This is a genomic window from Cedecea sp. AS113, from assembly GCF_037152415.1.
Taxonomy (GTDB): Bacteria; Pseudomonadota; Gammaproteobacteria; order Enterobacterales; family Enterobacteriaceae; genus Cedecea.
Map to the genome: position 1 here is coordinate 16,029 of NZ_JBBCMI010000020.1, position 25,213 is coordinate 41,241.

A 25,213-nucleotide genomic window follows, 5' to 3' on the forward strand; every position below is an offset into this window, starting at 1 on the left:
AGTTTTAGCTCAGGTCGTCGGTATAACCGAGACTACGCAGCGCACGCTCGTCATCGGCCCAGCCGGATTTCACCTTCACCCAAAGTTCGAGGTGAACTTTGGCTTCGAACATCTCTTCCATGTCTTTACGGGCTTCGATACCGATGGTTTTAATTTTGGCCCCTTTGTTGCCAATCACCATCTTCTTCTGCCCTTCGCGCTCAACGAGGATCAGCCCGTTGATGTCGTAGCCACCGCGTTCGTTGGTCACGAACTGCTCGATTTCTACGGTCACAGAATACGGCAGCTCGGCGCCCAGGAAACGCATCAGCTTTTCGCGAATGATCTCAGACGCCATAAAGCGCTGGGAGCGGTCGGTGATGTACTCTTCCGGGAAGTGATGGATAGCTTCCGGCAGGTGCTTACGGACGATTTCCGCGATGGTATCAACGTTCATCCCGGTTTCTGCCGAAATAGGCACAATATCGAGGAAGTTCATCTGGCTGCCGAGGAACTGCAGGTGAGGCAGCAGAACGGTTTTATCCTGAACGTTGTCAACTTTGTTGACGGCCAGGATGACCGGCGCACGGCTGTCGCGCAGCTTGTTCAGCACCATTTCATCATCCGGCGTCCAGCGGGTGCCTTCAACCACGAAGATAACCAGCTCAACGTCACCGATGGAGCTGCTTGCCGCGCGGTTCATCAGGCGGTTAATGGCGCGTTTTTCTTCCATGTGCAGCCCCGGGGTATCGACGTAAATCGCCTGATATGGCCCTTCGGTATGGATGCCCATGATGCGGTGGCGCGTGGTTTGCGCCTTACGCGAGGTAATGGAAACTTTTTGCCCAAGCAGCTGATTCAGCAGCGTGGATTTGCCGACGTTCGGGCGACCAACAATGGCCGCGAAGCCGCAATACGTTTTTTCTTCGCTCATTCCAGCTCCAGCTTTTTCAGCGCCTGCTCAGCCGCAGCCTGTTCCGCTTTACGGCGGCTTGAGCCCGTCCCTACGACAGGCTCAGGCAGGCCACTCACCTGACAGTGAATGGTAAATTCTTGATCGTGCGCTTCACCACGCACCTGCACCACCAGATACGACGGCAGCGGCAGATGGCGACCCTGCAGGTACTCCTGCAGACGCGTTTTCGGATCTTTTTGCTTGTCGCCTGGACTGATTTCGTCGAGACGGGTCTGATACCACGAGAGAATCAGACGCTCAACGTTCTGAATGTCGCTGTCGAGGAAAACGCCACCGATCAACGCTTCCACGGTATCAGCAAGAATCGACTCGCGACGGAAACCGCCACTTTTCAGTTCACCCGGCCCAAGACGCAGACACTCACCCAGTTCGAACTCGCGGGCGATTTCCGCCAGCGTATTGCCGCGCACCAGCGTCGCACGCATGCGGCTCATGTCGCCTTCATCTACGCGAGGAAAACGATGATACAGCGCATTCGCGATGACATAACTGAGAATGGAGTCACCCAAAAACTCAAGACGCTCGTTGTGTTTGCTGCTGGCACTCCGGTGGGTTAATGCCTGTTGCAACAGATCCTGATGTTGAAAAGTGTAGCCCAGCTTACGCTGCAGCCTATTTATTACGATGGGATTCATGCGATACCAAAATTAATGAATGCGTCAACTATTCAGCACACGGAACAGACCTGAAAAAAGGAAACCAACGCTGTTTCGTGTGCCGTGGCTCCCTTTCGGGAGCCAATCTTTAAAGGCGGGAATATTCTATACACAACGGCAGGGGATGTCGTTAGTTTGTGGGATTAATTGTTTAATGAATGCCGCCAATTCGGCTTAAACGAACGCCCGTTGGCCATTCGCCTTCTTGTTTCTCGAAACTCATCCAAATTGCTGTCGCTTTACCGACCAGATTTTGCTCTGGCACAAAACCCCAATAGCGGCTGTCTGCGCTATTGTCGCGGTTATCACCCATCATGAAATAGTGACCCGGCGGAACAATCCATGTCGCAAGCGGCAAGCCTGACTGCTGGTAGTACATCCCCACCTGATCCTGAGCGATAGGCACCGTCAGAATGTTATGGGTGACGTTACCCAGCGTTTCTTTACGCTCGCTCAAGCGGACACCGTCTTCACGGGTCTGATCTTTCGGCAACTGGAAGAAGCCGGAAGTGGCTTCACTGCCGTTGCGGCGGGCAAACGTCTGCACAAAATCACTGGCTTCCACGTTGGAATACGTGATTGGCAGCGCGTTGTCGCAGGCCTGGCCGGAACTGCAATTAGGCTGCACGGTGACTTCTTTTGACTGCGGGTCGTAGCTTACCCGGTCGCCCGGCAGCCCAACAACGCGCTTAATATAATCCAGGCGCGGATCTTCAGGGTATTTAAATACCGCAATATCGCCGCGTTTAGGGTGCCCGGTTTCAATTAAGGTTTTCTGATAAATAGGATCTTTAATGCCGTAGGCAAACTTCTCTACCAGAATAAAGTCACCGATTAACAGCGTTGGCATCATCGAACCGGATGGGATCTGGAAAGGCTCATAAATAAATGAGCGCACTACCAGCACAATCGCCAGCACCGGAAACACCGACGCACCGGTTTCCAGCCAGCCCGGTTTAGGGCCGACTTTTTTCAGCGTCTTTTTGTCCAGTGCGTCACCGGTGGCAGCCTGCGCTGCCGCCTGTTTTTCACGACGTTTTGGTGCAAAGATAAACTTGTCCAGACACCACAAAATGCCCGTCACCAGCGTGGCTACCACGAGGATCAAAGCAAACATATTCGCCATGCCAACTCCTTAGATTATTTGCTGTCTTTGCCAACGTGCAGAATGGCCAGGAACGCTTCCTGAGGCAGCTCGACGTTGCCGACCTGCTTCATGCGTTTCTTACCGTCTTTCTGTTTCTGCAGCAGCTTTTTCTTACGGCTGACGTCGCCGCCGTAGCACTTAGCCAGAACGTTTTTACGCAGCTGTTTCACCGTCGAACGCGCGATAATGTGGTTGCCGATGGCTGCCTGAATCGCGATGTCGAACTGTTGGCGAGGGATCAGATCCTTCATTTTTTCCACCAGCTCACGACCACGGTAAGGCGCGTTGTCGTTGTGTGTGATAAGCGCCAGCGCATCAACGCGATCGCCATTTATCAGTACATCAACGCGCACCATGTTGGAAGCCTGGAAACGTTTGAAATTGTAATCCAGCGACGCATAGCCACGAGAAGTGGACTTCAGGCGATCGAAGAAGTCGAGCACCACTTCCGCCATTGGGATTTCATAGGTCAGCGCAACCTGGTTGCCGTGATAAACCATGTTGGTTTGCACGCCGCGTTTTTCGATACAAAGCGTGATCACGTTGCCGAGGAACTCCTGCGGCAGCAGCATGTGACATTCCGCAATCGGCTCGCGCAGCTCTTCAATGTTGTTGAGCGGCGGCAGCTTAGACGGGCTATCAACGTAGACAATCTCTTTGCTGGTCGTTTGCACTTCGTAAACTACGGTTGGCGCGGTGGTGATCAGGTCGAGATCGTATTCACGCTCCAGACGCTCCTGAATGATCTCCATGTGCAGCAGGCCCAGGAAGCCACAGCGGAAGCCGAAGCCCAGCGCCGTTGAGCTTTCTGGCTCGTAGAACAGAGAGGCATCGTTCAGGCTGAGCTTGCCGAGTGCATCGCGGAAGTTTTCGTAGTCGTCGGAGCTGACCGGGAACAGGCCGGCATAAACCTGCGGCTTCACTTTTTTGAAGCCTGGCAGCGCTTTGTCCGCCGGGTTACGGGACAGGGTCAGAGTATCGCCTACCGGGGCACCCAGGATGTCTTTGATGGCACAAACCAGCCAGCCTACTTCACCGCATTTTAGTTCGGTACGGTCGATCTGCTTAGGCGTAAAGATGCCCAGACGATCGGCGTTGTACACCTGGCCGGTGCTCATGACTTTGACTTTGTCGCCTTTACGCAGCGTGCCGTTTTTCACGCGGATCAGGGAGACAACGCCCAGGTAGTTATCGAACCAGGAGTCGATGATCAGCGCCTGTAGCGGTGCATCTGGATCGCCTTCCGGTGCGGGGATATCGCGCACCAGGCGTTCTAATACATCAGGTACGCCAACGCCGGTTTTCGCCGAGCAGCGAACCGCATCGGTGGCGTCGATGCCCACGATGTCTTCAATTTCTTCCGCCACGCGCTCAGGATCGGCCGCCGGCAGGTCAATTTTGTTCAGAACCGGAACCACTTCAAGGTCCATTTCCATCGCCGTGTAGCAGTTCGCCAGGGTTTGAGCCTCAACGCCCTGCCCGGCATCCACCACCAGCAGCGCCCCTTCACAGGCCGCAAGCGAGCGGGACACTTCATAAGAGAAGTCAACGTGCCCAGGGGTATCGATGAAGTTCAACTGGTAAGTTTCACCGTCGCTGGCTTTGTAGTCGAGGGTGACGCTCTGCGCTTTGATGGTAATACCACGTTCGCGTTCCAGGTCCATTGAGTCAAGAACCTGCGCGGCCATTTCACGGTCGGACAAGCCGCCGCAAATCTGGATGATACGGTCAGACAGCGTCGATTTACCGTGGTCGATGTGGGCAATAATGGAGAAATTTCTTATGTTCTTCATATTTATGAATTTACTTACTCGCTATGCGGATAAAATATTCTTGATGGACACAGCGGTGGACACTCCACGGTAACTACCCCATCAACGACTGGCGTGCATATTACACTGTAGCGAGTAGCGCGTCACCACGCTACGTCCATAGACCGCAGCCGCTGACTTGGTTTTTTTTACCTTTTTATCTGGGGAATTACCGGCGAGAGATGATGCGATGGTGGGCTGACCGGGTAGACGGCTACAGCGTTTAATACAAGAAAGGAAATAGCGATTTAACGTTTTACCGTTTATTAAGCATGCCGTAAAAACCCCGGCCTTCAGGTCGGGGGGTGCAGTATGTTATTTATTTACAGATTAAATTACTTATTTTGTGAGATAACTTAATTGATGGCATATCTATAAATCTCTCAAACAGATAAGCAACAGGGATGGACAAAAAAACAGTCAAAGCAGTAGCTATTGCAAATTCAGCAATCCCAACAGCTTCATATAGTCCAGGAAAGGCGATTATGGCGGTAGTGAGGCGGGGGTAAGCAGGCATGGGCATAAGCAATATGTTTGAACACGATGATGCCCTAGGCATGGCTGAACTGGTAGGCTTTCAGATTACCTTCTCCGCACTGGCAAAAAAGGTAATGCTGAGAGCACAATTTAGAGATTCAATGCATGGAGTCCCTATGTGGCCGACGTCGGAGTTTCCGGATCAGGAGTTCTGCATGTCACGCCGTGAGGCTGAGTCGCTTTTACGCGAATTGAAAAAGGCTATCGATTATATCGATGCCGGGATAGAACACCCGGCAGTTCGCGGGATTTGAAATATATCAGGCTGGTTTATCCGGCCAGGTAATATCCGGTGCTGTCGATGTATCTACCGCTTTCACAGCTTTGATGTACTTCATCCATGCTGTTAGCTTCGCTTTGTCGTCGTCATCGATAATTTCAAGCGCAAGTTCCGTGCGCCAGTCATCGGTGATCGAATCAGCTTCTGCAAGCAGTGATTTTTTCTTACGCTCTGCAGCGTCAATAATTTCTGCTTGCGTGGGCAGCGGAACATCGATCCATGCAGGTTGTCCTTCCGAATCAGCACCACGCATTTTTCCTTCCGGTGGCAAACCAGAATACATCCCAAACACCTCATCCTCGACTTCAACAAAGCTTTCCGGCCATGTACCAGCAGCCTCATAGCTCTCACGGAGAGAAAACGGATAAAACGTGTTATTTGCATATGCGTACATATTAATTACCTATCGCGAAAATTACGGATGAAACAGCTCCTGCAGCTGCTGCATTGGAGAATATTTGTGCCTGCAGTGTTACCGATCCAAGTGTTGAAGCTGATGTTTGATACATAATATCTGATTGATTTCCCGATAAAGCATTTGTAGAAACAAAAGCAGAAAAAATAGCGTTCGGAAATGAGATCGGTAAACTTACTGTTGTCGTTCCTTCTACCGTCGTTGATGGCCCTATAGTCCATTGCAAAATCAGACCGCTAGGAAGTTTCTGATACCCTGAGGATGCCGAAAGGGTGCTAAGCTTAAATGTGCTCATATCCGGCAACTGCCCGCCACCAGTACCCCAGTCCTTTTTCGCAGCCGTTCCCAATCCGAGGTATGTGAGAATGTCTGCCGTTGTGCTTTTGCCAATAATGTCCCGACCAACAGAAGTCAAATCGGTCTGTGCTGCGGTATCAGTTCCAGTGAAATAAGGAAGCTTATTCGCTCCTGTAGCGAGACCAGCAAGCGCTGTCAGCGTCGCATCGAGAGGCTGAAAATTTCCGAGGATGTAGTTCAGTGTCCCGGCGGTCATCATATTTGCAGCAATATCGTTTGCAGACCAAGCCCTGGCTACGGTCCCCTCCTGTGCGCGATCAATGGCCATAGTATCACCAGTTCGCGCAGTGACATGAACGATTTCGGTTAACTGCCCGGTAGCTGCATCAACCAGGGTAAGCTTAAAAAAACTTACACCAGCAGATGGAGATGGGAATAACACCCCCGTGCCTGTATTAACAGTTATTGAGGTCGCTGTCGCGCTGATTCCTGCTGCAAGCACGGTTTGCGCGTTGTTGGCAGCTAAAAGTGTGAGTGCCATTTATCCTCCGGGATTTGGGCAATAAAAAACCCGCGCTAAGCGGGTTTGGATTAACTGTGATTTTTCTAAAACATTGTAAAAATCGCACCCGAGTATGAGAGCAATAATTAAATTAATTATCTACAGAGACAGATATGTTCCCACCATTATTTTTAATCTCATATTTATAGCTGAACTTGTTGCAAGATAACGTAAATCCATTTGATAAAACCATAGGTACAAATGAACTAACAGAGTCACATTTGTACGAACTTTGCCTTACAAAACCAACCAGCGTATCTATAAACTCAAAAGCCTCTGCCGTATCTTTGTAAAGAACAGCATTATGCTCAACTGGTGCTGCCCTTTCTTTCGAATCATAGAGAGAAAAGTCTTTCTTGGTGTTGTTTTTTCGACTTTCGGTATTTTTTTTGCCAGTAGAAGCCTCGGGTTCTTTTGCAAAATCGGTAACTCCATTTGTTTCTGGAATTCCTTTTTCTTTAATTGCTCCGTAAATTGCGAATGCGGTATCATACCATTCATCGACACATGAGTAATCACTACACCTTTCCCGTGAGCTCCAAAGTGTTTTTGTTATTTCTGAAAATGCTTTCCTATCCTTTACTGATGATTTTGCATTCCAATATAAATATTTTAAATCATCATCATCCTTTGATAACTTTGGACTAGAGCAAATAGTCTTTTCTGCAAAGCTCTTTGCTTTGCTGCAGTCGAAAGAGGCACTATTTGCCTGCGATGCGCCACCTACAGATGCCAGTGTCAGAACGATAAGTGTTTTTTTCATTTTCATCCCTAAACACGCCAATGTTGATGGGTGGATGTTACACCGCATCGGCGCAACTTCAACCAACTATCGTTACCGTCACTGGTTGATAAAATGGCATGTGAAGCAGGCCGCTATCGAAAGCCTGCTTGAACAATGATGCATACTCATAGTCCGTGCTTTTTATCAGCACGCTCTTCTTCTGGTTGAGCGCCTGCGTATTGTACGCGAAGTCGTTAAACATAGAGGCATCAGTAAGCTTTCTATATCCTTTGATGATCGAGATGCTTGCACCAGAGCCAGAAAATAGAACCGATATGCTCCACCGCTGATCATTAACTACATCCACGCCGTCTACCCCAGTCAAAAATCGCATAACACGGCGCTTTAACCATGGGATTGTGAAGTAATATCCATCCCCCTTGTAGAAGTTCCAGGTCATGATGCGCTTGAACAGATCGTCAGAAACGACAACCTGTTCAGACTGGTTCACCACCTTTCTTCCATTGAATGGCAATTGGTTGAACATCATGGCATTGAATGGGCCATAAATACTCTGCTTACCACTTACCAGTACCGGTGGTTTCACACCGTAAATCCCTCTGGCGATCCACTTCAGTTGATCGCCAGCATTGTACCCACCAACAAATATTGGGAGGTTTGCATTAATCATCCATGTATATATTTCCTGCGACATGGCGTTATACGCAGATACGAATGCCTGGATATCATCGTCGTCGTTATATTGCGTATACAGGTAAGATTTAATGATGTCTTCCAGCATGTTATATCCCTTCGACAATAACCCCATCTGAGGCAATAAACCAGTAACTGTATGGATCGCCACTGATAATGTTAGTACCAGAATCCACACCTGTTATGGACCCATTGACTGTAACAATAACGTTCAGCGTTGATATCAAGCTCATATCAAGCGTGCTGTTAATGGCCTGAAGGAACACATCTTTGACGTTATTAATATTCATAGGTTTTCCGGAGAATACACCATTCACATAATTTATTACCGGGGCAGAAACCAAAGATGCAACAGTTGCATCAGTCAGATAATTGATGCTTTCAGTGGCCCATTCAAACTTTATAGTTACCAGCTGCTGTAGCGGAATAACGAATGGGATTAGATAATTATCAGGCCAGTCATTGATCGTGACCACATTATTCCTCAGGTTCGGCGTGACGATACCACCACCAACCCATGTTCCCGATGAGGTGGTGTTAATGCCAATCGAGAATGTATTCGGGGTTAAAACTGTGACGGTCAGCGGCACGTTATTAACCCCAGTCATACCCATGACGCCAGCGATACGAATAATCTGCCCTGAAGTGAACCCATGAGTGATATCAGTAGTGACAATGCCCGGGTTTGCATTTGTTATGCCAGTGACATTCAAATCAGCCCCTTTCAATCTGCTGATATCTCCTGCAGATTTGTAAACGGCCCCCGCCATTTCATAGATATCACCACCGCCACACATAACGATCCAGGAATTCCCGCTCTGAACGACAGATACCAGACGCGCCTGCACATTATTCACGTCCGTTAACTTCTGCCTGATAAACCCCGGATAACCCTGAACAGTAGACATTTGCCCTTCCCACACCCTTTCGCGAAACTCATAGTTCGTTTCTGGTGCGCCACCCGGTGTGCCGGCTACTGGATTCGTGCAGGTAATAATGATGTCTGAAGGAAGGCTTGTCTGGATCTGATTCACTGTGCCAACCGGTACAGCCCATGACCCGGTATTGGTGGCCACACTGGTAACGGCTGAACTGGTACCAGATGCAGGAATAATGGTCGCATCAGATATCTGATAGGTGTAAGTGCCATCTCCGACCAAAAAACCCTGTGGTACCAGAAAGCCTGCGGGTCCGGAGAAGGTGATTGGTACAGTAGTAGACCCTTCTGTTTTCTGGGCGCTTATTCCTGACTGTTGAGCCAAAAGATTAAGCATGTACATATTTGCTTTCAGTGGTCCAACTGAGTTTATAAGGTCAACACGAATCTGATCGGAAATGAGTAACGCGCCAACATCAGTACCGACGATATCCTCAATCAGTGAGCCAGGAAGGTCTGTAGTGATCCCTGGTGATAACTCTGTGGCTCTGGAAACTAAATCGCTTCGAAGCTCTTCTGATGTTTTAGGTACCGGGCCGGCCGCATTGTAACTTACGGACAAATCGCTCATACGTTCACCGTTGTGATAATTTTAGTTCCGGCGTTCGTTATCGCCGAAACGTTGTACACCGGAGGGTCATCACTAACCAGAGCGATCTGCAGCGATGAGAAATACTGACTGAACTGGCGCTGCAACCTGTCAACGTAATAGGTTGGCAGTACCTGTTGAATAACAGAGCTTTGCGACGGAATCCCATTATTTGCAAAAAACGGAGACTCCTGTGGTGCCAGCTTTAGATTCTGGATCAGCGTTGTAAGGTAGATGGCGTCATTGAAGCCATTTTCATCCGGAACCACCTGCACCCACTTGCCTTCTGGATTTCTTCCGTAGGTTCTCATTGCGTGATATTCCCGTTGAAAGTAGTGGTCGGAGCGCCGGTGTTTGAACCGCCATTCCCGTTTGAGTGCTGATGACTATTTAGCCATTCAACCAGGGCTGTCCATCCTGCATGCATGATCGCCGGGCTGGTGCTGGCGGTTGAGTCCTGCAGCTTCCCGGTCGTTCCTGCAATGCTCCACATGCCCTGCGTAAGGGTTAGCACCGTGCTGCCTACCGTGACCTTAAACTGATCCACGGCGGCGATTGCCACGCTGTCAGGCGTCAACAAAAACGTCGTTTTGCTTCCCTGGTCTCGGATGGTCACTCCCTCAGGCCCGTATATGGTGACAACGTTACCGTCTACGGCCTCCCATTCGGTGTTGCTGATCGGCAGGTATACCAAGGCGCTCAGGTTGGCCGGAGGGGTGAGGTCGGCAATACCACCTCCCTGCCCGCTGACACCGCCAAGATAGGTATCAGCAGGGATGACAATCCCCTTGTCTCCCGGTTGCATCGGGTAACGGATATACTGGGGACCGAACAGAGGAATAGTGACCTGTGGAAAGACATAAGGCGTGTCATGTAGCTCGAACGAGACTGTAACCATCTTGCCCATCTGCTTCACTATGCTGGCTGGCAGAATCTTTCCGGCCGCCTGGAACGCCTCATTAAACTTCTGCTCTGCAAACCTGTTCATGTTCCGGCCGAAATTGAGCTTATGGTCAACTGTCATTTCTTACCTACCTCGGTTTTCACATACGCCTCAATCACGGTGATCCATGCCTCAGCCGTAGGTTGTCGGCTATTTCCTAGCATTCTTACCGAACTTACTTCAAACACTCCCTTGAAGGCTGAGTCATTCCTGAACTGAGAGTATGAGGATGCCTGAATCATCGGAACGGCTTGTTCTGGCATAAGAATATGATCACCCTGCTGAATATCAGCTCGCATGACACAAACAACGCTAACGGTGTTGAATTCAATCCATGTAGGCTGACCAATAAGATCCGTAAATTTTATTTTTATCGGGTTTTCACTTCTCTTTGCCGCTCCGTTTTTCGCAGAGCCATCTGGGTGATTAGCATAATCATTATCCCATACACGGATTTCATTCCCGTTAACTATGGCAATTTCTACACCTGTATATCCTTTATCTTTTATTCTTGAACGAGAAAATGCCTGAAGGTCTTTTGCCAGTTCAGAGAGAGAACTACAAAACAAATCCCTTTCGTAGTTTAAAATCAGGCGGTCACTAATACTTATATTTGGCTTAAATCCGCTTCTCATAAAGCACTGCGTCAGGGCCACAGAGAGTTTTTGTCCTACGTTCCATGGGAAGGTGATTTGTAGCTTTGACATTTCGCCATTGTCACTTTGAGTAACCGGCCCAGTCACAATAATAAAGTCCAGGCGCATTTCTGTGCCCTGCCAGTTACCAAATACCTGGAATATATAACCCTCAATAGCAAGATTTTTATCCCATACCCCAGCAAGAGGAAGCCCCTTGGACATGCCGACAAAAATCTGTATTTTTTTACCGTACAAATTTTGCCTTGCCTGCTGCATATCTCGAGGACCAATCCCCCATACGGTAAGATGGGTTTCCCCTTGTGGGGTTGACTCGCCGAATCGCATAATGTCGAACTCAACCATCAGCGCGCCGGGGTTGTATGCCCCATTTTTATGGCTGGAATATTGCTGGATAATTTTATCTTTGCTATCAAGAATGTTAATTTCGTAATAGCGCATCAGCTCATCACCTCGATCTGCCCATTCTTCTCTCGCCAAATCATGGTTGTCGTTGTGAATACCCCATCTATCAGGTTTATTCCTCCTGATGATGTTGAACCAACGATGGCGGTATTCATGACTGCGTTGTCCGAGCTATCAGTGATCAGCAAATACCAACGCTGCGCTGCAATATTCCATTTCATTTGGCAGGTATAAACTGTCCCGTCCAGAACCGGGGAAAACGTCATGCTTTTTTGCTCTCTCCCGGTGAACGGATAATTTACTGTGCTCATATTCCGAAAGCCCCCTGTAGTTTACCTATCAGCCCTATTACACCCTCTGCTGTGTCTGCCACCACACCACCAAGCGCAGTATTGCCAAGGGCCGACGCGGTGTTCGTCCATGACGTCGTTTTATTTGGGTCCCCTGCATCTATCCTTTTCAGGAAGTTGGTAACGGCCCTGTCTGCATCGGTAGTAGTGATGAGAGGCTGCTCGAAATCCCAGAGCCATGATCTCTGAGGAAGCGGATCATTTCCGGTCGAGCTGTCCTTAACCGTTTTCAGGATGCAGTTGTTGTAAATAAGTGACGGCGTGGCCACGATGTAAGTTCCGCCGAGGTTGGCATGGGCCTGAAGCACTGCCTGTAGCGCACTAAGCGTTACTAATTTAGTCATGGCCCCAGTATTCTCGTTCACTGGAGCATCCATCATCAGGCTTACCCTGAGCGGCTGAGCAAGAAGCGCGTTGGCCGCTACAGTCTGGTTAGCAAACGGGTAGCGAGCGATGTCATAGTCAACCATCGTCGCTCCCTGTACCGGTCTCCAGTGGCAGAAGTATTTGTCCAGATCTGTTAGGTTTATCGCCCCGCCGATCAGTCCAGTAACGAAGCTGGCACTCTGAGTAAGTGCCACTATGGGCAGCATGCCGCCAGGAATAGCCTCCGCAACTCCATTACAAAGAATGACCGGGGAAATCTCAAATCCAAGACGATAAATCTCGCGAGTGAATGCCATTATCTAGTCACTCCAAGCTGTGATGAAGAAACTATGGCGTTGCCGCCTGTGTTGTTGTAAACGACCATTCCAGAGCTATTCCCGGTAAGCCCTTTGTCAACAATCTGTTGCAGCAGCTGGTTGGTCTTGTTCGTGTTTTTGGCAACCTCTGAATTGTCGCTGCCTTTTTCTATTGCCGATTTTTTCTGAGAACCATACATAGCTTCATATTGCTCTCTTACTCGCCCAGGGTAGGCGGTATTCTCAGTGCTTCCACGACGAACACCTCCGTTGTAATAACGAAGCGCCTCGTCAAAATCACCACCAGACTGTTGCATAGCCCACGAGAAGACGCGCGCGCCAGCCATGATGTTATCGCGAGGATTAAATGGCTTTTCACCTTCCTTGAAGTTAAAAGGCATGACCTGCATCAAACCTCTAGCCCCTGCATTACTTACAGCATTTGGATCCCATGAGGATTCAGCTCCAGCAATAGACTTAAGCCAGCGAGGGTCAACATTGTATTTTTTTGCGGCCTCTGCGAAATATTCATCATATTGGGTCGGTGCTATCCCAGAAGCCATTTTTGCGCTTTTAAGAATCCCCCATACCTTTGGATCACCCTCACTGCCGGGAACGTAGTTTTTCCCGGTAGCTGGATCTGTCTGCGTTTCACTGCCAAGCATCTGGACATTCCCCGACAGAAACTGTGATACGCTGATTTTTCCAGTAAACAAATCGACCAGGTGCCCGATCGTTTGCCCTAATCGCCGAAGGCCAGCCATGAAGCCATCCACATCTTTAGTAAACTCAGGCGACGCGAGGTATTTCCCAAACCGCTCTATTCCGCCGGCCAGCCCGTCTATCCATTTGCCGAGTTCGGGGGATTGCAGAACGGTATCAATAGCCCCGGCCAGCGCGTCAGAGAGCTTGCTCAACTGCGGGGTCAGCGGTCCGAGTCCACGAACAAAAGTATTGCGAATGCTCTGGCTGCTGTAATCCAACTGGACGTTGAAATCCTGCCACTGTCGCGCTTGCTGGTCGGTAATCTGAAGAAGCCGCGCATCCTTTTGCGCCCGTCGCTCCATCGCATCAATTTCCTCATCGCTCATGTTTTTAAAGCGGTTAAGGTCATCAAGGCTGAAGAAATTTGTCAGGCCGTAGGCGTTCGCCCCCTGCAACGTACTGCCATTTTTCACGAAAATATCGCGTGCGTTGCGTATCATCTGCGGAAGAAGCTTTGCCGGATCCTGAACTGGGTTGCTGATGCCCATAGCCTGGAACTGCCAGCGTTTTGACAAGTCCATCTGGCTATCGCGGATAGCCCCAAGCGTGCCCGTCGGGTTGCCGAGCGCTTTCTGGTAGTTAATGGCTGTGGAGTCCAGCGCGCCGATGCTCGTCCCGATACCGAGAGAAGTGAAGCGCTGTGAGCCGGTTGTGGCCGCCAGACGGTTAAGTCCGAAAAGACCACCTACGCCCAGCACGCCAGTGAACAAGCCGACAATACCGCCCCATGAAAGCAGGCTTGTTGTGGCATCCTTGATGTGCCCGGCCATCGACTTCGCGTCCTTCGTGGCGTCACTCAAAAAACCTTTAGAGGATCGGGCTTTCTTGTTGAAGTCATCCTGGGTTTTACTTGCCCTATCCAGGCTATCAGTGAGCTTTTCTAGGCCGCTGTTTATCGACAGTATCGCGCTGGCCCCCTCCGAAAAGGCTTTAGCCAGAAGGTCACCCTCTGTTTTTGCTTTCGCTGTCTCTTTGGTGGCATCCGTAGCTCCATGCGCCAGACCGCGCCATGCTTCAGGAAGGTCCTCAAGTGCAGCCTGATATTCTTTGAACTTCTCCATAAACGCGACAAACTTGTCGTCATTTACGTCAATATCGACAATAGACTTAGCCACCATTGAAGGAACCCCTGTCTTTTATAGCGGAGAGAATATAGCGCTGGCGATATTGCGCCGGGCTGGCGTACTCTTCGCCAGTTATTTCCCGGATTACGCGCCAAAAACCCTCATTAGACGCCCAGTCTAAGAGGGTATAAATGACGTTTCCTGCTGGGCATCCGGGCTCTGGGTATCGGTAACAGGATTCGACGTCTGCAACGAATCGCGGAACGCCGTAACGCTCAATGATTCGAGTTGCCCACCGAACATTCCGATCACTGTGCCCACCGTCGGTGCGATCAGGTGAGCTTTCTGAATGGCAGAGGAAACCATAAAAAAAACCACCTCTCCTTCAACTTCCCGATATTCGTCAGAGGAGATGATCCCCTGCTTCATAGCAACGTCGAATGATGTTGTTTTCCATGTACCGCCGTCATTCCAGACTACAGAAGTAAGACGCTGGATCTCGTCAACGATGGTTGGAGCATGCTGGTTAGATTCGTCCCTCAACTCCTGCTCGCGCTGTAGCTTTTTACGAAGCATCATCGCAGCGACACGCGCTGCGCCCAGGCCGCCGACCTGTGAGATGAAGTTGGTGAAGAGGTTGCCCAGCAGCAGGCAGTGCTCTTCAACCACCTCATACGGGAACGGGGTAACATGCAGGTACACGATTGCCCCGTCTTCCCGGGTGATGTTTGTTACCAGATTGAGCTTTTTATCAATTTTCACAATCAGATCCACATGTTGTCGTTAGCAAGGATATAACCGCTGATAGTCGCCACATACCCGGCATCCATACCGGTAAACGGCAGTTCGTTGAAGTTCACCAAATAAGCGTTAAGCACGGTGAAATTACTGAGTGTTGTGGCATCCGGGGTTATCACCACCTCGCCAAGAGCCGTGTCAGTGGCAAAACGATTTTTGTAGCTGTCGCTCAGACCTTGTGTGCGCAGCAGATGCACTGTGACAGTCACCTGCTGATATGGTGCCTGACTCCCCACGGTGCCAGTCATAGTCGGGATGATATCCGTCGCTGCACCGTCAGGGCGCATGCTGATGCCATCCTTACCCAAATAAGGGGCAGTGATATTCAGAGCTGGTGTGTCAGTCACCGATACCGCGCCGCGCACGCGATTGAGGAATCCCTGCTGTACTAATGGGTTTGCCATTTTTTACGCCCCTACAAAGTTGGTTACGTTCACGTTAAACGTGATGGATTCAAAGCCGCGGCGCGGCGTCATTACGGCGCTCAGGCCAGCATATTTTCCGGCGGCGTAATCGGACGGATTAAGACTGGCGTAATTCGCGAACGACACGGCATTGATCACCGCGTTACCGGCATACGTGCCTTTCTCGTATTCGTTGTTGAAATCCTGCTGGGTCAGGCTGGTACCAATCACACGCCCGAGGATCAGGCCGTAACTGATGCCATTTCGTAGCGTCTTCAGTGCGCGTCGCTGCAGGCGGTCGATACCGTTCTGCTCGTAGTACAGTGGGTTAACAGTGGTGTTTGACCCGTTGATGACTTCGTTTGCCAGATCGAGCTCGAGATTGATTGCAGTCCACGCCACGGAGTACCAGTAGTTAAACGGGTTACCGTCCAGCATGTGGCCAGCAACCAGCATTTTGTTGCTCAGGCCGCCCTCTGAAGCGGTTCCGACGTAGTTGATGCTGTTGTCCTGGAGTTGTTTAAGCAGCGTGCCATTCCCTTCTACTGGGTACTCGGTAACCCCGTAACCAAAGCGGTACGCCATTGGCGGCACCATGTTTGATGAGCCAGGGTCGTTTGCCAGCGAGGACTGGAACGGGAATGCCATGGAAAACTCGCCTGCAGGGATGTTTGTTGATTCCACGCCTGCAAACACTGATTTGTTTTTGGTGGCGACCCACGCAGGGTAGGTAGCGATCGTGGTGGTGACGAAAAAGTACACCAGTGACGCAGGACTGGTATACAGACCCGTCAGGGTCTTGAACGTCGTTTCACCGTCCCATTCGCGCGGCACCAGGTACGAGAAGAATTTCTGGTAGGTGTTGCCAAGAGAAATATCTTTATCGATGAAGTCGGACAGCGCAGACACAGCAGCAGAAACGGACACATCACCCAACTCCAGGACATATACCGCGCGGGTTGTTCCCTGGGCCCAGAACGTGGTGTTCATTTCGATGATTTCATTTGCTGCCACGGTTTTAACTGAACCCATGACTGTTGCCGTGCCCGGGTCTGTCGACAGCGGATAGGTGAAGGATGTAGATGTGGTCACGGTGGCCGTTACGGCGCGGTTATACGCTGCTGGGGTAACACCAGAGACAACCAGCGGGATAGTGTCGCCAACGTTCCAACCATGCGATGCTGAAAGAGTTACTGTAACAACGCCTGTTGCCCAGGTAATCGTTGAAATAGTTTTAGCCGGTGAGGTAATAGCCTTCAGATCGTCTTTGGCCGTCAGGAGTTGATACTCGCCTGCCGCCAGAGTTGTTCCGCCAATGGAGATCATCGCGCCGGATTTGAGCAGTTGAGAGGGCTTCGGTGGATTAGTAACCGAGACGTTAATGTTAACAATTGCCATTTATTTATTTCTCCGGGTAAATGGACGGAATCGCTGACGTGATCAGCTTGCGCGCGACGTTCCGCATGCGCTGCTGGTAATAGTTGACTTTGAACTTGATGGTTTTTCTCATGGCGATGATGTTCAGCTCATTTTGCGTGACGCGCTCGTCCTGAACGACCGGGATATTCATCATGCCAATTTCCGCGTCATCGCCGAGTGTGTACTGCTGCACATACCTAAGGAAATCCTCAACCCCGGCATTTCTCAGCCCAGTGATGGAGATCGTCACATCCTCGGAAACCAGCTGATACTGGTTCTGCTGTTCATCGAGATAAAAGCCACCGGCGATCGGCGCGGTGTTGATACACTTCACCGTTGCATACGGCGGCGACAGGTTCTGCGTAGACAGCATGGCCGGGAACATCGGCATGTACTGACTCAGCGTCAGCCATACCGGCAATGAGCTCGAAACCACCACATCAGACAGGTCGATGTCGTCGGCAGAGTTGATGATCTGCGAGCGCATGTAGGGGAATATTGCCTCCCCTGTGTAGTGGTACAGATTGGCCGGTTCGTTCAGCCCGGTGCGCCGGGAGAAGGAAAACTGGAGGCCAAAGAACTCGCCGATATACAGGACATCAGATCCGATATCGTTGAACGGGTCGATGTCCGCCTGAGCGGTAAACGTCACGACGTTCCGGTCGTAAAGCTGTTCATCGTCCTGGATGGTTTCGGTCGTCAGGTGCAGATAGCCCTTAACGTCAACCGTATCCGGCTCGCTGCTGGGGTCTTCCGACAGAACAGAAGCTTTCACCCAGAAGACGAAACCATCGAGGGGCAGCACCTTGCGGATATACTTCGTGAACGTGACCACCTGAAATCGGCTCAGGTCGTCAAGACCCTGCGTCAGCGTGGCGTTAAGCTCCGTTTTTGCAGTTTGCTGCAACTCATCCAGGGAAGGCATTTAGCACCCCACTCACCCAGGCGCGCATCGCGGCCTGATAGGTTCCGGTATCGATGAATGACGGGCGCGGTGGCCCTTTTTTGTTTTTGAATCGCCGGGATATCCCCTCCAGCGCGCGGCGCGTAGGCACGCCCGGCAATCCGTTCATTTCGGTGTTGTCGAGGAAGGCGACAAACAGGTCATGGATCCGGGACATCGACTCAGCGAGAGGGTCTTTGGATGGCGGCGCACCGGCCATCATGTTCTCAAGCGATGCGGCCATGTCATTCGCCATCAGGTCAGCGATTTCGTTGCTGTACCTGTCGAAAAACGTCTGCATGATCTGGTACTTTTCCTCCAGATACTCGGCGACGTCCCCGGTCGTGGTGTTCTCGTCCTCATACGGGACGTCTATCACCCCCAGATGGAAGGTGATCATGATAGCCCCCACAGGCTGCCGAACTGCTGGGCAATCATCAGGTACCGACGACCCCAAGGGTCTTGCAGCATCTGCAAATCAGCCAACGACAGATCTTTGAAGAAGTCCGGAACCAAGCGCTGAGCACTTGTTGAGTTATCTCCGGCACCGGTAATCACACCAGCCTTAAAATTATTCAGGCCAAACTCTTTTCTGAAATTAGCGAATACCGATTCGGTACCGTAGTTGACCAGGAAAGAGGCCGCAAGGTTATAAACGGCAACCGCATACAGGTTGGGCATCACCATTTCAATGTCGCGGTTCACCCATTCAACCGCCCCGCCATACGCCAGCGAAAACGACTGAGAACTGTCGGGAACCTGCTCGGCAGTCACGCCCATGTCAGATCGAGCGAACTCGATAAATCCCGACAGGCTCGTTGTCATTTTTTCTTGCTCCCGGATTTTTCAGTTGCAAGGGTTTCGTTGACCGTCGGCGTATCGTCATTGTCATCACGACCTTTCGCCTGTTCAGTACTGACTTCCATCTCGCCGGAATACCCCGTGCCACTTTCACGTAGCGTGCTGTCGAGTGCGGCTAGGGATGCCTGGCGGCGACCATGCGCACCTCGAGTCAGGTGAATGTCGTTATCACGGATAGTCTTTTCGATAACCGCCGCTGAAACAGGCTTATTGGTGCTGTAGCACAGACCCACAAATAACTGGCTCTGGTCGATTTTCGTGGAGTCGATCAGCCCGTACACCTGATGATGTTGAATGACTGATTCCACTTCTTCTGTCGAGCCGTCGAGCACCATCATCTGGTCGCCGTGATTGATCGGGATCTGGATAAGGCGGCCTGTCTCAAGCTTGCGAAAGGCAAAAATCTGGCGCTGTTTGGTGGTGTTAGCGATATAGAGTTTCATTGGTTGACCTCATAAAAAAGCCCCTGCTGAGTTTCCCCGGCAGAGGCTTAACCACTTCAAATAATGGATCAGGCGCTATACGCCATAGACAGGATAGTGATGGCTTCCGGACGCACTGCCCAGCCTGCGGTAGAGCGCATTTCGGACAGAACATCGATAGCACCGCCAGCAATCGGCGTCGGGATTTCGCGCGGTGCGGCCATATCGGTGAACATCAGCGCGTTCGCTGCGAGTGACGGCGTCAGCTTGGCGAATTCGTTGGTGTTTACCGTGGAGTTCACCTCAGGGACTTCAACCTCAGGGATGGTGATCACTACCGCATCAGTACCACCAGCACCAGCGCCGATCAGGGTATCGTCATATACCCAGTCAACCTGAATATTCGCACCTTTCAGTACTTCTTTTACGGTGTTACCCACGGTGTCAGTACCGCCACCGGGACGCTGATAAGAAGTCAGCTGTACGATCTGCTGAATCTCCATCGCACCGAGAATACGCTGTGGGCCGAGGATAACGACGCGCAACTGTCGGCCAAGCTGCATTGTGCGGGTCAATGCCGCCTGCACATGGCCCAGCAAATACACCGCCATCTGCCCATGGTCATAGGTCAGAACAGTGGTATTGCCGCTGCTGTCTGCAGGCAGAGACTCAGTCGTTGCACCGGCTGTATTCAACAGACCTTCGCCACCAGCAGGGTTCATGCCGTACAGCAGAGCAGAACGCAGTTGCTGGAAAATACCCTGGCGCATACCAAGGCGCTGAGCCTCAGGCAACGCAAAGTTCCAGTTACCGGCAGCGGCCTGGTCGTGGTGGTCGTAAATACCACGGCAACGGAAAAGGTAAGTCGGGGTGGAAATCATCCTGGCATCAAGCGCCACGCTCGGCAGTTGGTTACCGTTGCCTGACTGGCTGGAGGTAACCTGGGTACGAATATCCAGGCGACGCATGTAGACGAACTGATCGCCCACGCCGAGACGAACTTGAGGGTTACCGCTGGCGATGGTTTCGAACGCACCTGACGCCTGCTGATAACCGATGATCATTTCCGGCGCGATGTACGACGGATTGACGATAGTGTAGCTGGGGGTAATTGCAGCCATTTAATTCAGCTCCCGATTAAAGTAAGACCAGCGCGCAGCTGTCGGTATCGTTCCAGGTCAGGAACCCCGTGGTGCTGTCATAACTGACAGTTTTGGAGTTCCCTGCTTCGACGGCGAGCACTTTTACCGGCAGGGTGATGTCGGAAAGCGTTACTGCGCCAATGGTTCCCTGCGTGGTTGCAGCTCCGGCAGGAGCCGATGCCAGCGCATAGGTGAAAGTGGTCGCGCTCGGAACGGACAGCACAACGACTGTGCCGTTGTATGCGGCCGGGACTGCACCACTGATTTTCACATACTGACCAGCAGCCAGACTGTGAGCCGATGCCGTAGTGGCCGTTGCCGTCCCTGAAGCAAAGGCAATGGCGGTTGTATCAATGTCAGCACCAGCAAAACCGGCAGCCGCCGCAGTTGTGACCTGATTGTTCACGAAATCCCAGGCCAATGGCGTTTTCACTGAAGCGCCAGCGGTACCCAGTGCAACAACCTGTGCGGAGGCTTTCAGCGGTACGCGCATGTTTGAGCCGAGGCGATAGAACGACACGCTCATGCCGGAGGCATAAAGCGGAACCGGCGATTGTGGCGTGGTCAGGCCGTTGTGAGCCTGGTTAAAAACGGTGAATCCTTCCAGATCGGCCACTGACAAGGCGCGGCGGATGTATGAACCGCGTGGACTGGACTGTGTGCCTGGCAGAAGCTCAGCCACCGGCAGCCCGCCCCAGAGTGGTTTTGTTTCCGTTGGTGCCACGGTGCCAGCAGCCAGATTGAAACGGTTGGCCGGGTCATCCAGAGCGACACCCTGAATATAACCATCGGATTTCACACCGAAGGAGCCCAACGCATTCGTTGTTGCCATCGGATTTAGAGATAAATAAGCCATGCTTCAGAACTCCCGTTAAGCCTGGTTGTTAAAACTGGTGACCTGACGCTTGCCGGACTGGAACGGTGCCCAGGTTGCAGCGGGATCGCCTTCAAAGGTGCTGATCTGGCGGCCTGTCGCATCAGCGCGTTTTATTTCACGCAGCATGCCTGGGCCAACCGAGAGACTTGCTGATTTCTGCGCGTCGGCATAAATCTGCTTTTCGGCAAAGCCGAGCAATGCGGAATCAGCGATAGCGGAAAGGTCAACGGTTTTGAAGTCCGGTGAATGCTCCTGAAGCTGGATCATCAGGCGGCGGCGATATGCCAGCGGCTTTTCGCCGGAAAGTGGCACCGGAGCACGCTTGCCAAAACTGGAGAACACGCTGTCAGCTTTCACCTGTGCGTCAGCGACTTCGTTACGTTCTTCATCGCTCAGCTCGGTTGGGATGCGTGTTTTAAGGTCGGCAATCTGCTGACGGAGCTCAGAGTCCGCTTTTTCTTTTGCTGCCTTTTCTTCTGCTGCTTCGGCATCGGCCTTTTCCTTCGCGGCTTTTTCTTCCGCATCGGCTTTGGCTTTCGCCTCCTCAGCCTCTTTTGCTTCCGCGTCAGCCTTTTCTTTCTTGGCTTCTTCTTCGGCATCGGCCTTGGCTTTCAGGTCTGCTGCTTCGGCGTCAGCCTTAGCCATGCGTGCGTCAATCGCCTTATTGATTAGCGCTACGATTTTTTCCTCGTCCATCTTTTCAGCCTCGTTTGGAATGGAATCAGATTTAACACCAGTAGGGGCAAGGAGCTTGTCCCATACGCCCTGTTCACAAATTGCAACGTGGTCGAGCAGCTCAGGGGATGGCTCCACCAGTAGAGGCTGACCGTCGATCTCAATGATTGAATCGGGAACCTCAACAAACTTGACGGTTGGTGAGGTGCTTAACTGCCTGGTTGCCATGATTTCGGCAGCCTCGGCGTCATATACGCGTGCAACCGCCCACACTTCGTCATTGTCAGCCACCCAACTATTTGTCAGGGTTCCGATAACGCGCTTTGCAAACTCATTGCTATCAAGCGTATTTTTCTCCGGGTGCAGCCATATGAGCGGTAGCCCGGCAACTCGCTGGAGAAACTCTGGGGTGAGATAGTCATCCGGGTTACGGAAGGCCATCTGTTGATCTGCGGAGCGCCAGGTAACCCCCGTTCCGGTCACCCGGATGGCGAACATCCACATGTTGATAAAGAATTGCGGGCTGCTTAGTGTCCCGTCAGCGATGAGCGCGGCCACTTCGGTTTCATTGAGCGCCTGCTGCGCCAGCATCTCAGCGAAGGGCTGATGAAGCGGCTTGGGCAGATCGTCAATGTGGAACCATCCGGCGGCCAGCGACTCGTCGTTAAGCTTCGCCTCGAACCTCTCCGGCACTTCAGCGCGAAATGTCAGATAATCACCGTATACACTGTGTGGGGTCAGCGGGCCATCGTACTGATAACCCACCTCCTCCAGTACCTCACGGCGCGCGGCATCAATAGCCAGTTCTCCCGGCTCAACCTTGCCGCCGGGCTGACACCACGTACCATCATCAGAGCGCTGTATCAGGAAGACGAACTTACCCTGACGGAACATTATCCCGCTGCCAAAAATAGCCACGTTTTAATGCTCCTATGCTGCTTTCTTCATCGATTCCATGAACTTCTGCCCCTTCTGGGTCAGCATGTATTCTGGAATGCTTCGGAGGTTGTAGATGTAGGTCACGTAGCACTGACAAAAAACCTCTTCGCCAGGCTGCGTGATCTCATCGAGATAACCGGCAGGGCCGGCCTTCACGTACCCGTTTTTTTGCGCCCAGTTCCCGCGAATCAGATAATAAAGCTGATCGCGTTCCTTGTGGTCCTCGCGGAAGTCATAGCCCGGCCGCCGCCAGTGGCTGTGCCATATCGCTGCAATCGCGTTGTTGCTCGTTGCGATCACGTTGTCGATGTTGGCTATCAACTTATGGTTCTGGTCGATCATCACCCGGCGAGCTTCATAGCCCACCTTCTCTGCGGCCTTCTGAATGTGGTCTGCCGTCTCCCGCATCGTTCCCTGAATGCCGGTAAGCGCAATGCTGTCGGCTGAGGGAATGCTGCTGGCCCAGCCGCTAAACCTCGAAAGAGTGGTATCGATGGCCTTTTTGCGGTTGAGCTTGATTAGGTCGGCACTGGCGAGGATCCGCCTGTCGAGCTCTGTCCTCAGCTTCGGCTCAAGGTAGTTGAGCGTAAACCGGGATATGCCCTGATGGCGCTTCAGCGCGCCAGCGCGCCCCACATTCAGGTCGTATGCTTTCGTCAGGTTACGGGTGACCATCGCCATGTAGTCATCGGCGGTTTCGCTTTCTGCGGCATGGCGGATAATCGCCTGCCAGCGCTCCAGCTCTTCACGGGACGAGTAGCCATTGCGGAGAAAGAACTTCACCGCATCTCTCACTGTTCTGGTGAAAGTGTTCATAGCATCATCCCGCCGCCCGGCCCTTCAGCTTTTGGCAGCTCTGGCGGTGGGTTATCTTTCAGTGAGTCGTAATCGAGATTAAGACGCTGAGGGAAGAGGTTCTCGTTGGCATTGGCGTTTTCGCACGCCCACTCGATCAGCGTCGCACGGTTTTCATGGTCTCGCATTAGCTGCGGAAGCAACACTTCCAGCATGCTGACGATTGCCTTAAAGCGCGTTTCGTCTACCTTCACCTTCTCGCTTTCCTTCTCTTTCAGAGATGGCGGCCAGTGGTACTCGAAGTTGTTTATCCAGCTCGCAAAATACACGCTGTATGTGTTTTTCAGCTCTGGAAAGTCGGCGCGTAGCGACTGGAAAAATTCAATGCTCCACGCCCGGTACTGGCACACGCGGATGAAGAAGGCATACAGCTGATCAAGCCATTCCCGGATGTTGTCGATGTACACCGCGACGGCACGGGCGTCTTCAGTGCCTTCACCAAATCCCTGGGCGAACGTCTCAGAGTTGAGGATGATCGCCGGCATGTCGGCAGCGGCGGCCACGTTTTCCAGAATGTGCTTACGTGCAGAGTCGAGTGGCTTTTCAAGGTTGCTAAGGTCGATTGACTCGATTCCATCTTGCTGGCCAATCTGCAGAACTTCGCCTGTTTTCCCTCGCTTCAACATCATGCGCTTCATTCCGCCAAGCGCCTGCATGACTTTGTTAACGACCGCGCCAGCACCCGCTATTTTCGTCACCAGCAGACCACCCTTCACAGCTACCATGTCGTCGGTGCGCATGGTCTGAATGAAGGACTTCAGCGGATACAGGGCGCGCTGGTAAACGCTGCGCCCGGAAAAACCGAACGCCGCAGGGTTGTACGCGAGATAAATCGGATCCTCGTTTTGCACAACGACACAGCGCGATTTGTGATACGGCTTGCCAGCAACCCGGATGCCGTCGACTTTCTGGAAGTCATGAGCGTTCGGATCCTGATTCATCACAATGCTGCCCGCCGTGTTCAGTGGGTCAAGAATGTTAAAACTAATGTTGTGTTTGTACAGCGTGCGGTAGTCCAGTGACTCACTGGGCACTTGGTTATCCACCAGCATCGCCACCGCAGATACACCGTAAATTCGGGCAATGCGGGCGGCGTTAGCAATGTGCTGGTTAGCTCCCAGAGCTTTCCATTCGCGCTCGAACGCATCGCGCAGGCGCTGCTCAAGTCCATAAGACTGAGCAACATGTACGGTGCGCGGCTCGTTCATCGCCATCTTGATCGGACGGTCAACCATCTTTCCGCCCAGCGGATGGAAAAGGTAAATCGTTTTGCACGTCTGGTAGCCGGCTGTGGATCCTGGCTGAATGTCATCGCTGTCCAGCAATTCCATCAACTCTGATTGAGAGCCGCTGCCGATTTCAAAATCATCTTCGTTCATTGGTTCTCT

27 protein-coding genes are annotated in these 25,213 nt (G+C 51.7%); all 27 read right to left on the minus strand.

Features of this window, described 5'->3' with window-relative positions:
• Positions 1-4: 4 nt before the first annotated feature.
• Positions 5-913: a GTPase Era gene (gene era / locus WFN87_RS19480; protein ID WP_008459503.1), complete on the minus strand. Its 909-nt coding sequence runs from the start codon at positions 911-913 to the stop codon at positions 5-7.
• Positions 910-1,590 (minus strand): ribonuclease III, encoded by a 681-nt coding sequence (gene rnc, locus WFN87_RS19485; RefSeq protein WP_008459505.1) that lies wholly within the window; start codon positions 1,588-1,590, stop codon positions 910-912. Before rnc ends, era begins: the two co-directional genes overlap by 4 nt.
• A 172-nt stretch (positions 1,591-1,762) precedes the next feature.
• Positions 1,763-2,737 (minus strand): signal peptidase I, encoded by a 975-nt coding sequence (gene lepB / locus WFN87_RS19490; RefSeq protein ID WP_008459507.1) that lies wholly within the window; start codon positions 2,735-2,737, stop codon positions 1,763-1,765.
• 14 nt (positions 2,738-2,751) lie between these two features.
• Positions 2,752-4,551, minus strand: coding sequence for a translation elongation factor 4 (gene lepA / locus WFN87_RS19495; RefSeq protein WP_008459509.1), 1,800 nt, complete (start codon positions 4,549-4,551; stop codon positions 2,752-2,754).
• A gap of 815 nt (positions 4,552-5,366) precedes the next feature.
• Complete coding sequence (locus WFN87_RS19500; RefSeq protein WP_336981857.1) at positions 5,367-5,780, minus strand: tail fiber assembly protein; 414 nt, start codon at positions 5,778-5,780, stop codon at positions 5,367-5,369.
• 1 nt (position 5,781) lies between these two features.
• Complete coding sequence (locus tag WFN87_RS19505; protein ID WP_336981855.1) at positions 5,782-6,639, minus strand: gp53-like domain-containing protein; 858 nt, start codon at positions 6,637-6,639, stop codon at positions 5,782-5,784.
• A 112-nt stretch (positions 6,640-6,751) separates the two neighbouring features.
• On the minus strand, positions 6,752-7,423 hold the full coding sequence (locus WFN87_RS19510) for a lysozyme inhibitor LprI family protein (protein ID WP_336981853.1): 672 nt from the start codon (positions 7,421-7,423) through the stop codon (positions 6,752-6,754).
• A 58-nt stretch (positions 7,424-7,481) separates the two neighbouring features.
• Positions 7,482-8,186: a hypothetical protein gene (locus WFN87_RS19515; RefSeq protein WP_336981851.1), complete on the minus strand. Its 705-nt coding sequence runs from the start codon at positions 8,184-8,186 to the stop codon at positions 7,482-7,484.
• 1 nt (position 8,187) lies between these two features.
• Positions 8,188-9,606: a ubiquitin-activating E1 FCCH domain-containing protein gene (locus tag WFN87_RS19520; RefSeq protein WP_336981849.1), complete on the minus strand. Its 1,419-nt coding sequence runs from the start codon at positions 9,604-9,606 to the stop codon at positions 8,188-8,190.
• Entirely contained in the window at positions 9,603-9,935 is a 333-nt protein-coding gene (locus WFN87_RS19525) for a hypothetical protein (RefSeq protein ID WP_336981848.1), read from the minus strand. The genes WFN87_RS19520 and WFN87_RS19525 overlap by 4 nt, the downstream gene beginning before the upstream one ends.
• Positions 9,932-10,648 carry a hypothetical protein gene (locus tag WFN87_RS19530; RefSeq protein ID WP_336981846.1) on the minus strand — a complete coding sequence of 239 codons (717 nt, stop codon included), beginning with the start codon at positions 10,646-10,648 and terminating at the stop codon, positions 9,932-9,934. Before WFN87_RS19530 ends, WFN87_RS19525 begins: the two co-directional genes overlap by 4 nt.
• Positions 10,645-11,664, minus strand: coding sequence for a hypothetical protein (locus tag WFN87_RS19535; protein ID WP_336981844.1), 1,020 nt, complete (start codon positions 11,662-11,664; stop codon positions 10,645-10,647). Before WFN87_RS19535 ends, WFN87_RS19530 begins: the two co-directional genes overlap by 4 nt.
• Positions 11,664-11,939: a hypothetical protein gene (locus WFN87_RS19540; RefSeq protein ID WP_336981842.1), complete on the minus strand. Its 276-nt coding sequence runs from the start codon at positions 11,937-11,939 to the stop codon at positions 11,664-11,666. Before WFN87_RS19540 ends, WFN87_RS19535 begins: the two co-directional genes overlap by 1 nt.
• Positions 11,936-12,661 carry a hypothetical protein gene (locus tag WFN87_RS19545; protein WP_336981840.1) on the minus strand — a complete coding sequence of 242 codons (726 nt, stop codon included), beginning with the start codon at positions 12,659-12,661 and terminating at the stop codon, positions 11,936-11,938. The genes WFN87_RS19540 and WFN87_RS19545 overlap by 4 nt, the downstream gene beginning before the upstream one ends.
• Positions 12,661-14,544, minus strand: coding sequence for a lytic transglycosylase domain-containing protein (locus tag WFN87_RS19550; protein WP_336981838.1), 1,884 nt, complete (start codon positions 14,542-14,544; stop codon positions 12,661-12,663). The genes WFN87_RS19545 and WFN87_RS19550 overlap by 1 nt, the downstream gene beginning before the upstream one ends.
• 123 nt (positions 14,545-14,667) lie before the next feature.
• Positions 14,668-15,252, minus strand: coding sequence for a hypothetical protein (locus WFN87_RS19555; protein WP_336981836.1), 585 nt, complete (start codon positions 15,250-15,252; stop codon positions 14,668-14,670).
• Between the two features lie 2 nt (positions 15,253-15,254).
• Positions 15,255-15,692, minus strand: a complete 438-nt coding sequence (locus WFN87_RS19560; RefSeq protein WP_336981834.1) for a hypothetical protein — start codon at positions 15,690-15,692, stop codon at positions 15,255-15,257.
• 3 nt (positions 15,693-15,695) lie between these two features.
• Positions 15,696-17,090 carry a hypothetical protein gene (locus tag WFN87_RS19565; protein WP_336981832.1) on the minus strand — a complete coding sequence of 465 codons (1,395 nt, stop codon included), beginning with the start codon at positions 17,088-17,090 and terminating at the stop codon, positions 15,696-15,698.
• A 4-nt stretch (positions 17,091-17,094) separates the two neighbouring features.
• Entirely contained in the window at positions 17,095-18,036 is a 942-nt protein-coding gene (locus WFN87_RS19570; RefSeq protein WP_336981830.1) for a hypothetical protein, read from the minus strand.
• A complete protein-coding gene (locus WFN87_RS19575) occupies positions 18,020-18,454 on the minus strand; it encodes a hypothetical protein (protein ID WP_336982123.1) in 435 nt (144 codons plus the stop codon). Before WFN87_RS19575 ends, WFN87_RS19570 begins: the two co-directional genes overlap by 17 nt.
• Positions 18,451-18,879 carry a hypothetical protein gene (locus tag WFN87_RS19580; protein WP_336981828.1) on the minus strand — a complete coding sequence of 143 codons (429 nt, stop codon included), beginning with the start codon at positions 18,877-18,879 and terminating at the stop codon, positions 18,451-18,453. Before WFN87_RS19580 ends, WFN87_RS19575 begins: the two co-directional genes overlap by 4 nt.
• Positions 18,876-19,358: a hypothetical protein gene (locus WFN87_RS19585; RefSeq protein WP_336981826.1), complete on the minus strand. Its 483-nt coding sequence runs from the start codon at positions 19,356-19,358 to the stop codon at positions 18,876-18,878. The genes WFN87_RS19580 and WFN87_RS19585 overlap by 4 nt, the downstream gene beginning before the upstream one ends.
• Positions 19,359-19,426: 68 nt before the next feature.
• A complete protein-coding gene (locus WFN87_RS19590) occupies positions 19,427-20,458 on the minus strand; it encodes a DUF2184 domain-containing protein (protein ID WP_336981824.1) in 1,032 nt (343 codons plus the stop codon).
• Between the two features lie 16 nt (positions 20,459-20,474).
• On the minus strand, positions 20,475-21,335 hold the full coding sequence (locus tag WFN87_RS19595) for a hypothetical protein (protein WP_336981822.1): 861 nt from the start codon (positions 21,333-21,335) through the stop codon (positions 20,475-20,477).
• Positions 21,336-21,350: 15 nt separating this feature from the next.
• Positions 21,351-22,949 carry an NUDIX hydrolase gene (locus WFN87_RS19600; protein ID WP_336981820.1) on the minus strand — a complete coding sequence of 533 codons (1,599 nt, stop codon included), beginning with the start codon at positions 22,947-22,949 and terminating at the stop codon, positions 21,351-21,353.
• Between the two features lie 12 nt (positions 22,950-22,961).
• The gene (locus WFN87_RS19605; RefSeq protein ID WP_336981818.1) at positions 22,962-23,786 is read right to left on the minus strand and encodes a hypothetical protein; all 825 of its coding nucleotides are present in this window, start codon (positions 23,784-23,786) and stop codon (positions 22,962-22,964) included.
• Positions 23,783-25,204 (minus strand): anti-CBASS protein Acb1 family protein, encoded by a 1,422-nt coding sequence (locus WFN87_RS19610; RefSeq protein ID WP_336981816.1) that lies wholly within the window; start codon positions 25,202-25,204, stop codon positions 23,783-23,785. The genes WFN87_RS19605 and WFN87_RS19610 overlap by 4 nt, the downstream gene beginning before the upstream one ends.
• Positions 25,205-25,213 lie beyond the last annotated feature (9 nt).